The sequence below is a fragment of the Fontivita pretiosa genome, from assembly GCF_050410795.1.
Taxonomy (GTDB): domain Bacteria; phylum Planctomycetota; class Phycisphaerae; order Tepidisphaerales; family Tepidisphaeraceae; genus Fontivita; species Fontivita pretiosa.
Genome location: NZ_CP191258.1, coordinates 590,166 through 602,590, shown reverse-complemented (window position 1 = coordinate 602,590; position 12,425 = coordinate 590,166). Strand labels below are relative to the sequence as shown.

The following is a 12,425-nucleotide window of genomic DNA, read 5'->3' as shown; positions in this document are numbered from 1 at the left end:
TGGACAAAGGAGCAGTTGCGCCGCAATGCAGCGGCGGCAAAGGCTTCCTGGAGGAACGTGCATCATGGCCAACGCCAAATCCGGCAAGCGCATAGGCGAGCGGCTGAGCGGGATGGTGCCGCTGAGCGCGCACGACATCGAAGAAGTGCTGTGCGAGCAGGGAGTCAGCGGCAAGCGGTTTGGCGATATTGCCATCGAGCTGGGGCTGTGTTCGCCTGAACACGTCTGGCGTGCCTGGTCCAGCCAGCTTGCCGAACAGCCCCAGCGGGTGGACCTGGATCAATTCGGGATCGACGCGCAGGCGGTGGCGCGGCTTCCGGCGCAGCTTGCAGTGCGATTCCACGTCATTCCGATTCGCACGCTGGGAGACGAGCTGGTGCTGGCGATCGACGAGGCGGCGTATCCGATCCTCGCGCGCGAGCTGCTGAAGATTCTTGGGGGCAAGGCGATCTTCGTGCTCAGCTCGCACGCGCAGATCGCGCGTGCGATCCGCTGCTACTATCCCAGGACAACCGCCGCATAACCACGCAACAGCAGGCTCCAATACAGAGGTGAACCCCGGCGGGTGTGCGCTGCTGCGTCGCCGTCGCCCCTGCGACAATTTGCCCCGGGGGTTAAGGGAATGCACCGCTGGCGGAGGCCGGTGGCAATGGCATACTGTTGTGCGCGCCAAACGGAACGGTGCCTGACATGGACCTGGACGTTGTCCTGCTCTCGCGGATTCAGTTCGCCCTGACCGTCATGTTTCATTACCTCTTCCCGCCGGTCACCATCGGCATGGGAGTGGTGCTGGTCTACCTCGAAGCCATGTATCTGGCGCGACGGCAGGCGATCTACGAGACGGCGGCAAGGTTCTGGACCCAACTGTTCGCCGTCACCTTCGCCATGGGCGTGGCGTCGGGGATCGTCATGGAGTTCCAGTTCGGCACGAACTGGGCGGCGTATTCCCGGTTCGTCGGAGATGTGTTCGGCTCGGCGCTGGCGGCGGAGGGAATCTTCGCGTTCTTCCTCGAATCCGGTTTCCTGGCGGTGCTGGTCTTCGGCTGGGACAAGGTCAGCCCGCTGTTCCACTTCATCGCGACGTTGCTGGTGGCGGCCGGTTCGATCTTCTCGGCGATCTGGATCATCGTGGCCAACAGTTGGCAGCAGACCCCGGCGGGGCACCGGATCGTGCAGATGATGCGGGACGGCAAGCCGTGGTTTGACGACGCGGGCAACCCGATCCTGCGCGCCGAGACCGTCGATTTCTGGCAACTGGTGTTCAACCCCTCCACGCTGAATCGCCTCACGCACACGCTTATCGGCGCGTTCATCCTCGGCGCGTTGTTCATCATGAGCATCTCGGCCTACTACCTGCTCAAGGGCCGGCATGAGGAATTTGCCAGACGATCGTTCAGCGGCGCGCTGATCTTCGCCACCGTCTTCAGCCTGGCGCAGCTTTTTTCCGGGCATTCCAATGCGCGGATGGTCGCCAGGCACCAGCCGGCCAAGCTCGCCGCCTTCGAAGGGCATTTCGTAACCGGCCCTGCGGACCTGTCGCTGATCGGCTGGCCGGATCCCGAGTCGCGCCAGACCCGCTTCAACGTCGCGATCCCGGGGATGCTCAGTTTCCTTGTGCATGGCGATGCGAATGAGCCGGTGATCGGGCTGGACAAGGTTCCGGGGGAATACTGGCCGCCGGTGACGCTTTCGTTTCTCAGCTACCGCCTGATGGTCGGGATCGGAGTGTTCCTGATCGTGCTGACGCTTTTCGCATCGTTTCTGCGATGGCGCGGCACGCTGTTTCAGAAGCGATGGCTGATGTGGGTCTTCGTTTTCACGGTTGTGCTCGGCTTCGTAGCCAACGAGCTGGGGTGGGTCGCCGCCGAGGTTGGACGCCAGCCCTGGGTCGTACATCCGCGCGTCCTCACCGACGCGACGGGTGCGCCGCTGCTGGATTCGAGCGGCATGATCCAGTATCGCCTGGAGGAAGGCCTGCTCACCAGACATGGAGTGTCCGAAGCGTTGAGCGGCGGTCAGGTGCTGGCCTCGATCGTCATGTTCAGCCTGATCTACCTGCTGCTGTTTGCGATCTGGGTGATCGTGCTGAACCATAAGATCCAGAAGGGTCCGGTGGCGGTGCTGCTGCCCGAGCACACCACGGCCGAGGGCTTTGTTCAGGCCGCCGCCGCCCGCGCCGAACACGACGCGTCGCTGAGTGAAGCCAAGGAGTGACCAACGTGGACCTTCACCTGGTCTGGTTCATCTTGCTGGGCATCCTGCTGACCGGCTACGCGGTTCTGGATGGGTTCGACCTGGGCGTGGGGATCCTGCATCCGCTGGCGCGCGGCGATCACGAACGCCGCATCTTCATCAACGCCATCGGGCCAATCTGGGACGGCAACGAGGTGTGGCTGGTGACCTTCGGCGGCGCGCTGTTCGCGGCGTTTCCCGAGGCGTATGCGACGATCTTTTCCGGCTTCTACGTGGCGTTCATGCTGCTGCTGTTCGCGCTGATCTTTCGCGCCGCCTCGATCGAGTTCCGCAGCAAGATCGCCTCGCCGGCCTGGCGTCACGCCTGGGACTGGGGATTCTTCGCCTCCAGCCTCTTGGCGACGTTTCTGTTCGGCGTGGCGGTGGGCAACGGCATGATCGGCATCCCGCTGAATGAGCGCGGCGTATTCGTGGGCAGCACCGCCGATCTGCTTGGGCCATATCCGATCATGGTGGGATTGCTGACCATCGCCATGTTCGCCATGCACGGCGCGCTGTACCTGTACCTGAAGGTACCGCAGGGAGAGCTGCACCGGCGCATCGGGCAATGGATCTGGCACACCTGGGGGATTTTTCTGGTTGTCTACGTTCTGACGACGATCTACACGCTCGTGGCCGTCCGACAGGCTGTGCCCAACTTCGAGCGCGCCCCCTGGGCGGCGATCGTGGTGCTGGTCAATGTTCTGGCGGTGGCGAACATCCCCCGCACGGTCTACCACGACAGGCCCGGGCAGGCGTTTATCTCGAGCTGCATCACGATCATCGCCCTGGTGACGCTGTTCAGCATCGCGCTGTGGCCGAACCTCGTGACGGCGCGGAACGACCCGGCCAACAGCCTGACGATCTATCGCGCCGCCTCCAGTCCCAAGACGCTGTGGATCATGTTCATCATTGCGCTGATCGGCATGCCGCTGGTGCTGACGTATACCGCGATCGTCTACTGGACTTTCCGCCGACGCGTCGAGATCGGGCCGCACAGCTATTGAACCGGCCTCCGACGCGCACAATCAGCAGGCAATCTACCCCTGTGGCCTGTGTGGCACTGTGGCCGTTGCGCGGTTGGCGGCCTCGGAGGGCGCCGGGGCGATGTCGCGGTTGACGTCGAACAGCGCGCGCGGGCGGATCGAGCGGATTCGCTCGGCCAGTTCCTGCTGCTGGGCGAAGATCTCCCGATTGATCGAGTTGATCGCGCGGTCGTCGGCGCGATAGATGTCGCCGGTAAGGGTGCGGGCGATGGCCGACTCGACATACGCCGGCTGTGACAGCTCCTGCCATTGCGCACGGACGACGACCGTCACGCCCGCCGGGCCGAAGCTCAGCAGCCCCCATCGCGGGGGCAGGTCGGCTTTTTTGATCAGTTCGGCGGGTGCGAGGATGTAGTGCAGGTTGGCCATAGGCTGGGCCAGGCACGCGTCGAACTTCCCCAGCCCCAGTGCCTGTCGAAGCTGCCTGCGCGGCTTTCGCCGACTCCGGCTCCGCAGATTGCGGGCTCGTTCCATCATGCACAGCATCAGTTGCCCGTCGTTGCTCAGATCGCGGGTGAAATCGCTCCGCGACGCCTTGCACTCGATGAAGCAGACCTGCGGCAGCTCGCGGGGCAGATGCAGGTAGTTGTGCCACGGGCGGAAGATCCCGCTGCCGACGGCGTCGATAATCCCCAGTGGAGGCAGACGAACCTCCGCCGCTATGCATCGATACCCCATCCGGAACAGCCAGCGGCAGGCTTCCTTCTTCAGCGTCTTGTGCAGCTCCGTTTCGCCAGCCACGGGTGGCACTCCTTTGCCGACAGGGAAGACAAAGAGAAATGACCGATCAGAGATGAGAAGGCGGAGGCGCGTCGCGCCTCAGATCCGTGGTCTCTCATCTCCGGTCTCGGATCTCATCTCTCACTTCTCGAATCTCACGTTGCGCTACGATTCAACCAGCGCTCCAGCTCGTCGCGCGGCAGGCGCATCGGCGAGGCGGGCAAGTCGTCTCTGCCGCGGCGGACGGCGATCAGCTCGGCGGCGATGCTCACCGCGATTTCCGGCACGCTCACCGCGCCGATGTTCAAACCGATCGGGGCATGCACTCGCAGAAGCTTCTGCGCCGAGACGCCCCTGGCGGCCAGATCATCGAAGATCAGCTTGATCTTCGCCCTGGAGCCGATCAGTCCGATGTACCTGGCCGGCGAGTCGATCACCGCGTGCAGCGCCTGGCCGTCGTGACGGTGACCACGGGTAACGATAACGACATAGGTCCCGGCGTCGATCGGAAACTTGCGGAGTTCGGCCTCGATGTCGCCAACAATCCGCTGCTTGGCGTGGGGGAATCGCTGCTCGGAAGCAAAGTCGGCGCGGTCGTCGATGACGATGACGTCGAAGTCGAGCCTGGCCGCAAGCTCGCCCAGCGCCTGCCCGACATGTCCCGCGCCGGCGATCAGGAGCCTGGGCGGCGGGCCGATCTCCTCGACGTATTCCCTGGTGCATCCGGCCTGTTCGTAGGGGATTCGCAGAGTCGTGGGGATCTTGCGGCGGACATCCTGGAGCATCGCCGCAAACGGCTGGGCGGCAGCGCGGTCGATCACGCTGGCGAAGATCTCCATCACCCCGCCGCAGATCAGCCCGTCGTCCCACCCAAAGTCGTGGTCGAGGCGAAACTCCAGCAGTTGGGAGGATCCTGCCGCAAGCAGCTCGAGCGCGCGTTTTCGCACCTCCGCCTCGACGCACCCGCCGCCCAGCGTGCCGATCGTGCGCCCGTCGGCCAGCACCAGCATCTTGGCGCCCTTTTCCTGAGGCGTGCTGCCGCGCGTCGCCACGACCGTGCAGAGCACGACCTTCTCCCCGGCCTGACAGCAGCGGCGGACGATCTCTTCCAGCAACGCCTGCATCAGCAGCGCATTGTGCGTAGGTTCTGTGTCGAATGCAAATCACCACACGATCGCGCATCGGGCTATAATGCCCAGACTCCGATGCTGGACGAAGCGACGATCCGTGGTCTGCTGGATGAAGTTGCCGACGGGCGGCGAAGCGTGGAGGATGCGCTGTCGCGGCTGCGGGCGATGCAGGTGGAGGATCTGGGCTTTGCCCGACTGGACCACCATCGCGCGCTTCGGCAGGGATTCACAGAGGTCGTCTATTGTGCCGGCAAGACGCCGGCCCAGGTGGCGGAGATTGTCGCCCGGCTCGCGCAGCGCCATGATCGGCTGCTGGGCACGCGGGCAACTCGCCAGCAGTACGAAGCGGCGGCCAGTCGCGTGCAGGGGCTGGAATATCACGAGCTGGCGCGGATGATCTGGCTGGACCGCCAGCCGCGGCCGCGACGCAACGGCGTGGTGCTGGTTGCCGCCGGTACTGCTGATCTGCCCGTTGCCGAGGAGGCGGGCGTCACCCTGGAATTGATGGGACATGCGCCGCGGCGAATCTATGACGTTGGCGTGGCGGGGCTGCACCGGCTGGTGGGCGAGCTGCCGGCGATCCAGTCCGCCAACGTCGTCGTCGCCGTCGCCGGCATGGAAGGCGCGCTGCCCAGCGTCATTGGCGGTCTGGTCTCCTGTCCGGTGATCGCCGTGCCAACCTCCATCGGCTATGGCACGGGTCTGGGCGGTCTTGCGGCGCTGCTGGCGATGCTGAACTCCTGCGCATCGGGTCTGGCGGTGGTGAACATCGACAATGGCTTCGGCGCCGCGTGCCTGGCGGCGCGGATCAACAACCTGGCGCATCGCGACAACCGCGACGCCGACACCTGAGATGAATCACCTTCTGCAAGAGAAGCTCGATCGACTGCGAACGATTCTTCGCCAGATGGGATCGGTGCTGGTCGCATACTCCGGCGGCGTGGACAGCGCGCTGGTGATGGCGGTGGCGCACCGGGAGCTTGGCGATCGCGCCCTGGCGTGCATCGGCATCTCGCCCAGCTATCCGGCCCGCGAGATGCGCGATGCCATCGAGCTGGCGCAACGTCTGGGTGTGCGATATCGGCTGGTCGAGACCACCGAGCACCTGGATCCGCGCTACGCCGCCAACCCCCACAACCGCTGCTTTTACTGCAAGACCAACCTGTACGACCGGCTGGCGGAAATCGCCGCCGCCGAGGGGTTTGCGGCGATCGTGGACGGCAACAACGCCAGCGACCTCGGCGACGATCGCCCGGGCATGATCGCTGCGCGTGATCATGCGGTGCGCTCGCCGCTGATCGAGGCCGAGATCACCAAGCCCCAGGTGCGGGCCTTGTCACGGCATCTGGGGTTGCCAGTGTGGGACAAGCCGGCGATGGCGTGTCTCTCATCGCGCGTGCCCACGGGTACGACGATCACGCCCCAGCTTCTCCGCCAGATCGAGCGCGCCGAGGATGTGCTGGTCGAGCTTGGATTCCGGCAGTTTCGCGTGCGGCATCACGGGGATGTGGCCAGGATCGAACTGCCCGTTGCGGATCTGCCTCGGGCGATCGAGCTGCGCGAGCCTATCATCCAGGGCATTCGCGCCGCGGGATATAAGCATGTCACGCTGGACCTGAGCGGCTTCCGCCGCGAACCTGATCCGCAGGATCAGGTGCTGATACAACTGACGCTGGGACAAGCTCGATGATCGGATATCTGGATCTTTGCTCCGGCATTTCTGGAGACATGTTTTTGGGTTGCCTGATCGATGCGGGCTGGACGATCGACCAGCTCCGCGCGACGCTGACGCGACTGAGACTTCCGTCGCAGGACTGGGCAGTGGATGCGCGAAGCGTGATGAAAGGCTCATTGCGGGCGATGCTGGTTGATGTGCGCGTCGCCGAAGGCCCGCCGCCACATCCGTTCGTCCTCGCGGCGCATACACACGATCATCAGCACGCGCCCGGGCAATCCGATCATCATCATCACCATCATCACCACCACGATGATCATCACCATCATCACACCCACGCACACGTTCATCGCAATCTGCATGACATCCGTCAGATCATCGAAGGCTCCGACCTTCCGCGACCGGTGAAGGATCGTTCCATCGCGATCTTCACGCGGCTTGCCCGGGCCGAGGCGAAGGTGCACGGCACGACCGTAGAGCAGATTCACTTTCATGAGGTGGGGGCGCTGGACGCGATCGTGGACATCGTCGGCGCCGCGATGGGTCTGCACGAGCTGGGAATCGAGAAGCTGTATTGCTCTGCGTTGCCGGCGGGGCATGGCTGGATCGATTGCGCGCACGGGAAGATGCCGTTGCCGGCGCCGGCGACCTTGGAGCTGATGTCGATGGCCGGGGCGCCCACTCGCCCTGCGCCCGGGCCGGGGGAACTGGTCACGCCCACTGGAGCGGCGATCGTCTGCGAGCTGGCGCGATTCGCGCAGCCGCAGATGCGCCTTCATCGCATCGCCATCGGAGCGGGAAAGAAGGACTTTGACTGGCCGAATGTGGCGCGGCTGTGGCTGGGCGTGGAACAGGCAACGGACGCGGGCGAGGCGGACTCGACGGCGCAGCTCGTGCAGCTCGAAACCAACATCGATGACATGAACCCGCAGCTCTATGCATCGCTGGTTGAAAAACTGCTGGCGGCGGGGGCGATCGACGTGTGGCTCACTCCGGTGCAGATGAAGAAGGGTCGGCCGGGCGTGGTGCTGGCGGCGCTGGCGCGGCAGTCGCAGCAGCAGACGCTGGCGGATGCGATCATTCGTGAGACGACAACGCTTGGCGTGCGGTGCTTCCCCGTGCAGCGCTACGAGGCCGAACGCGAAACCGCGAGCGTCCACACGGGTTTTGGACTGATCCCGGTGAAGCTGAAGCGCTGGGGCGGGCGGGTGCTGGGCGCGATGCCGGAATACGAAGACTGTCGCAGACTCGCCGAGGAGAAGCGACTGCCGGTGCGCGTCGTGTACGAAACCGCACTGGCGGCGGCGCATCAGAAATATCTGAGCGACGGCGCGGATCACCTGCCGGATGCACGGCAACAGAAGCGATGAAGGAGGTCGTACATGAGACGGCGTGAATTTCTGAAGGCGGCGGCGGCGACGACGGCGGCGGCGGCGCTGGATTCGGTGGCCGGGCCGTTGCGGGCACAACAGCCATCGGACATCGCATCGCCGGGCACAACATCCTCCAATCCACCGCGACTGCCGCGACGCGCCTACAAGCCGGGGATCGACCTGTCGATCATCGGCTTCGGCGGGATCGTGGTGATGAACGCCGAGCCGGATCATGCGGCGCGCGTCGTGGCCCAGGCGGTGGAAAAGGGCGTGAATTACTTCGACGTGGCGCCCAGCTATGGCGATGCGGAGGTCAAGCTCGGGCCGGCGCTGCGGCCGTATCGAAAGAACGTGTTTCTGGCCTGCAAGACAGCCCAGCGCAGCCGCGAGGCAGCCGAGGCGGAGCTGAAGCGGTCGCTCGAGCATCTGCACACCGATTACTTCGACCTGTATCAGCTTCACGCCATCACCGACGTGAAAAAAGACGTCGATGCCGCGTTCGCCAGCGGAGGGGTGATGGAGCTGCTGATCCAGGCCAGGAAGGATGGCCGAATCCGTCACATCGGATTTTCAGCGCATTCGATCGAAGCGACCCTCGCGGCGCTGGATCGGTTTGATTTCGACTCGGTGCTGATCCCGGTCAACTTCGCGACGTTCTACAAGGGCAACTTCGGTCCGCAGATGATCGCGGCGGCGGAGAAAAGGGGCGCGGCGCGGCTGGCGCTGAAGGCGCTGGCGCGGCAGAAGTGGCCGCAGAACGACCCGCTTCGTCCAAGGTACCCCAAGGCATGGTATCAGCCCCTGACGGATCGTCACGAGGCGGAGCTGGCGCTGCGTTTCACGCTCAGCCAGCCGGTCACCGCCGCGATTCCGCCCGGAGAGGAGGAGTTGTTCTGGCTGGCCGTCGAGCTGGCGATGAATCATCGTCCGATCACCGAAAGCGAGACGCGCGAGCTGATGGCGCTGGCGGAAAGCCTGGACCCGATCTTCCGCGCCACGGCCTGAGCCGGCAGGGCCTAACATGCTTCCGGCAGCGCCGTGAGCAGGCTTGCGCAGGGACGGCTCGGGTCCAGCGTCATGCGCTGGCGGACCCTGTCGAAATCGCAAAGCATCTGGTCTTTCAACTGCTGGACGGTCGCAAAGCGGAGCTGATCGCGGATCCAGTCGATGACTTCGATCTCGAGGAACTGATCGTAGAGGTCGGCCGCGAAATCGAGGATGTGCGCTTCGACCTGACGGGGGTTTTGGCCGAACGTTGGCATGGTGCCGATGCTCAGGGCGACGGGATAGCGTTTTGCCTGGATGGTGCAGCGTGCGGCGTAGACGCCGTCGGCCGGCAGGAGCTGATCGCCGCAGTCCAGGTTGGCCGTGGGGACGCCGATCTGCCGCCCGCGGCCGTGGCCACGCACGACTCTTCCGGCCAGGCTGTAGGCTCTTCCCAGGCAGATCGCCGCGTCGCGCACGCGTCCGTAGCTGATCAGCCAGCGGATCAGCGAGCTGCTCACCTGCACGATATGCAGGTCCAGCAGGGGGACCTGGACGGCGTCGATCACGTGCAACCGCACATTGCTGCCGGCCGACCACTGGCGCAGTCTGTCGATGGTTCCCTGACGATCCTTGCCGAAGTTGAACGTGGCGCCTTCGACGAGATGGCTGGGGCGAACCTGGTCGCGCAGGATGCCCCAGAATTGCTCGGCGGTGAGTCCCAGCACCTCAGGGGTGGGGGACAGGACGACCAGTTCCTCGACGCCCGCGGCCTGGAGCAGGCGTTGTTTCATGTCCGGCGGCGTCAGCCGCGGCGGGGCGAGTTGCGGGCGGAGCACGGCCAGCGGATGCGGCTCGAAAGTCACCACAACCAGCCGCGCGTTCTGAGCGTCGCGCTGGCTGTTGCGCAAGGCGTGCATGGTCTGGAGAATCCTGGCATGACCGCGGTGCATCCCGTCGAAGTTCCCGATCGACATGACCGCTCCCGCGGGGATTTGCTTCAGACCTTCGAGGCCGTGATGGATGTTCATAACGTTGTTGCGTGGTCATGGCGGCGCAGACTTGTCGTCGCCACGTTGTGCGCGTGCCTAGAATACGCGCGAACAGAGGAAGGAGTCCACCCTTGCGCATGATCTTTGCACTCGGCGTTATTGTTGCCTGTTTCACTTCGTCCGTTTTCGCCGCCGTTAAGACTCGCGTTGTGGAGTACCGGCATGGCGATGTGCTGCTGGAGGGGTTTTTGGCGTGGGACGATGCATCGGATGCGCCTCGCCCGGCGGTGATTGTGGTGCATGAGTGGTGGGGGAACAATGATTATCCGCGCCGGCGGGCGCAGCAGTTGGCGCAGCTCGGGTATGTCGGATTCGCCATCGACATGTACGGCAAGGGGAAGATCACCGACCAGGTCAAACAGGCCAGCGAGTGGTCCGGGCAGATCCGCGGCAATCCGAAGCTCGCGATGGAGCGTGTGTCGGCGGCAATCGACGTGCTGAAGCAGCAGCCGATGGTGGACGGCGAGCGTCTGGCGGCGATCGGATACTGCTTCGGCGGCGGGGTGGTGCTGGAGATGGCGCGTCAGAACCTGCCGGTGCTGGGCGTGGTCAGCTTCCACGGCTCATTGGCGGGGCAGGCGCCAGCGGACCAAACCATCCGCCCCAGGGTCATGGTCTGTCACGGCGCCGACGACAGCTTTATTTCGCCCGAGGAACTGGCCAACTTCAAACAGGAAATGCGCCGCACTCGCGCCGACTGGCAATTGATCGAGTACGGCGGGGCGGTTCACGCGTTCACCAATCCGGATGCGGACAAGGCGGGATTGCAGGGCGTGGCGTACAACGAAAAGGCGGACCGTCGCTCGTGGCAGGCGATGCAGAGTTTTCTGGCAGAGCTATTCGGGGGCAAGTAAGTCGACAGTGCGCAGAGATACGAGTCTGGCACGCAGCGGCCACTTTTGCACGAACCCGCAAGCGACAAAGAGGTTGAAGTCTGCGTTGGCAGGCGGGCAGATTGTGCTGAGTTGGCCCGGAGAGCGGGCAGCGGCTTTTCCTGTGGCTTCGGCCCGCCGCCCGTGCTCGTCGGCATGAAGAACCGGAAGTTCAGACTTTCGAATTCGAGTGCATCCTGCGTGGCCGGGACGGCCATGCCACAATTGGCTCGTCATCGCTTTCATCGCACGCACCTGCGAGTCTGAGCGATAGACGCGGGTGGTCCGAGATGTGCAAGAACGTCGGGCGAGACGCCCGTGACACAGGTGCAGGCTGATCTGCGGATGTCAGGGGTTTGACTTGCCATTGCCGGAAGCGTGCCGGCGGATCAAGTCGATCAGTCGATCGGGATCAAAGGGTTTGGTGAGGTAATCGGCGGCGCCGCACTCCAGACCCCGGCGGCGGCTGTGTTCGTCGTTCAGTGCGGTGAGCATGATCACCGGAACGTCGGCGGTTCGACGGTCGTGCTTGAGCTGTCGGCAAACTTCGAATCCATCGGCGTCCGGGAGCATCAGGTCCAGCAGGACCAGCCCCGGTGGGCGCTGTTGCGCCTGGCACAGCCCGCTGTGGCCATCCAGCGCCCGGCGATATTCGTATCCCGCCAGTTGCACGTACGCCCCAACCAATTCGTTGATGGCGGCATCGTCCTCCACCACGAGCACATCAGAGTGGTTTTGCCGCATGCTTGCGTCCTGCTGTCTGGTATTATAGAGGCCGGTCAGTACGCAACGGGCTCCTTTTGTTCTTTTTCCCGACTGGCAAAGGAGCACTACATCATGTCCAAGACTCAACTGCCCGAACCAGATCAGGTGCTTCGGGCGATCGATGTGTATCTGGACCGCGCCTACGGCAACGCACCCGGCACCCCCCCGGCCAGGCCGTCAGCCGCCGTCAGGTCGATGGTTGAACAGCTTCGCACGTGGCAGGGGGATCTGCTGACGGCGCCGGCGTTTGTGCGCAGCGGAGATGCTGAATCTCCCCGCTTCAGCCTGCGGCTGGGAAATCGCTTCTACCCGCACATGAAGCTGGTAGTGGAGCCCAGCCCCAACGGACAAGGGTATCTGTTCCGGGCCGACACGCACGACCGGCACATTTCCCTGCCGCCGGACCATCCGGAATATGAGGCGATTGCGAAAATGCGACGCGAGAATCAGCAGGTGGCGGAGGCGATCGAGGCGGGCTGGCAGGAGGCGGGGATTCCCACATTCAAGTCGTTTCTGCGCGAAGATCTGTCGCGTCGGCAACCCTCGCCGCCCAAGGTCGCGCAGACCACCTGAGCG

Annotated in this window: 13 protein-coding genes; 9 read left to right on the top strand and 4 right to left on the bottom strand. The window is 64.3% G+C overall.

The genetic code is table 11. The features are described from left to right. Positions 1 to 64: 64 nt before the first annotated feature. The 3 genes from ACQS5P_RS02380 to cydB all read left to right on the top strand — a co-directional run bounded on the left by ACQS5P_RS02380 (position 65) and on the right by cydB (position 3,239). On the top strand, positions 65 to 523 hold the full coding sequence (locus ACQS5P_RS02380; RefSeq protein ID WP_428939301.1) for a hypothetical protein: 459 nt from the start codon (positions 65 to 67) through the stop codon (positions 521 to 523). Between the two features lie 167 nt (positions 524 to 690). After that, positions 691 to 2,214, top strand: a complete 1,524-nt coding sequence (locus ACQS5P_RS02375) for a cytochrome ubiquinol oxidase subunit I (RefSeq protein WP_428939300.1) — start codon at positions 691 to 693, stop codon at positions 2,212 to 2,214. A 5-nt stretch (positions 2,215 to 2,219) separates the two neighbouring features. Beyond that, entirely contained in the window at positions 2,220 to 3,239 is a 1,020-nt protein-coding gene (cydB, locus tag ACQS5P_RS02370; protein WP_428939299.1) for a cytochrome d ubiquinol oxidase subunit II, read from the top strand. A gap of 33 nt (positions 3,240 to 3,272) precedes the next feature. Here cydB and ACQS5P_RS02365 read toward each other — a convergent pair whose 3' ends face one another. Both ACQS5P_RS02365 and ACQS5P_RS02360 read right to left on the bottom strand, forming a co-directional pair. Further along, on the bottom strand, positions 3,273 to 4,019 hold the full coding sequence (locus ACQS5P_RS02365) for a hypothetical protein (RefSeq protein ID WP_428939298.1): 747 nt from the start codon (positions 4,017 to 4,019) through the stop codon (positions 3,273 to 3,275). Positions 4,020 to 4,153: 134 nt separating this feature from the next. Next, a complete protein-coding gene (locus ACQS5P_RS02360; RefSeq protein WP_428939297.1) occupies positions 4,154 to 5,122 on the bottom strand; it encodes an XdhC family protein in 969 nt (322 codons plus the stop codon). Positions 5,123 to 5,206: 84 nt separating this feature from the next. Between ACQS5P_RS02360 and larB the strand changes: the two genes are divergently transcribed. From larB to ACQS5P_RS02340, 4 genes are read left to right on the top strand one after another with little or no spacing between them, the layout of a single operon-like run. Next, positions 5,207 to 5,980: a nickel pincer cofactor biosynthesis protein LarB gene (gene larB, locus ACQS5P_RS02355; protein WP_428940985.1), complete on the top strand. Its 774-nt coding sequence runs from the start codon at positions 5,207 to 5,209 to the stop codon at positions 5,978 to 5,980. A gap of 1 nt (position 5,981) precedes the next feature. Continuing rightward, on the top strand, positions 5,982 to 6,818 hold the full coding sequence (larE, locus tag ACQS5P_RS02350) for an ATP-dependent sacrificial sulfur transferase LarE (protein ID WP_428939296.1): 837 nt from the start codon (positions 5,982 to 5,984) through the stop codon (positions 6,816 to 6,818). Beyond that, positions 6,815 to 8,173: a nickel pincer cofactor biosynthesis protein LarC gene (gene larC, locus ACQS5P_RS02345; RefSeq protein WP_428939295.1), complete on the top strand. Its 1,359-nt coding sequence runs from the start codon at positions 6,815 to 6,817 to the stop codon at positions 8,171 to 8,173. The genes larE and larC overlap by 4 nt, the downstream gene beginning before the upstream one ends. Positions 8,174 to 8,185: 12 nt before the next feature. Further along, positions 8,186 to 9,181 carry an aldo/keto reductase gene (locus ACQS5P_RS02340; protein ID WP_428939294.1) on the top strand — a complete coding sequence of 332 codons (996 nt, stop codon included), beginning with the start codon at positions 8,186 to 8,188 and terminating at the stop codon, positions 9,179 to 9,181. An 11-nt stretch (positions 9,182 to 9,192) separates the two neighbouring features. Here ACQS5P_RS02340 and ribF read toward each other — a convergent pair whose 3' ends face one another. Beyond that, complete coding sequence (gene ribF, locus ACQS5P_RS02335) at positions 9,193 to 10,191, bottom strand: riboflavin biosynthesis protein RibF (protein ID WP_428939293.1); 999 nt, start codon at positions 10,189 to 10,191, stop codon at positions 9,193 to 9,195. Between the two features lie 170 nt (positions 10,192 to 10,361). On the opposite strand from ribF, the gene ACQS5P_RS02330 reads away from it, so the two are divergent. Then, complete coding sequence (locus ACQS5P_RS02330; RefSeq protein ID WP_428939292.1) at positions 10,362 to 11,066, top strand: dienelactone hydrolase family protein; 705 nt, start codon at positions 10,362 to 10,364, stop codon at positions 11,064 to 11,066. A gap of 366 nt (positions 11,067 to 11,432) precedes the next feature. Here ACQS5P_RS02330 and ACQS5P_RS02325 read toward each other — a convergent pair whose 3' ends face one another. Next, positions 11,433 to 11,828: a response regulator transcription factor gene (locus tag ACQS5P_RS02325; RefSeq protein WP_428939291.1), complete on the bottom strand. Its 396-nt coding sequence runs from the start codon at positions 11,826 to 11,828 to the stop codon at positions 11,433 to 11,435. Between the two features lie 93 nt (positions 11,829 to 11,921). Between ACQS5P_RS02325 and ACQS5P_RS02320 the strand changes: the two genes are divergently transcribed. Next, positions 11,922 to 12,422 (top strand): hypothetical protein, encoded by a 501-nt coding sequence (locus ACQS5P_RS02320; protein WP_428939290.1) that lies wholly within the window; start codon positions 11,922 to 11,924, stop codon positions 12,420 to 12,422. Positions 12,423 to 12,425: the final 3 nt, after the last annotated feature.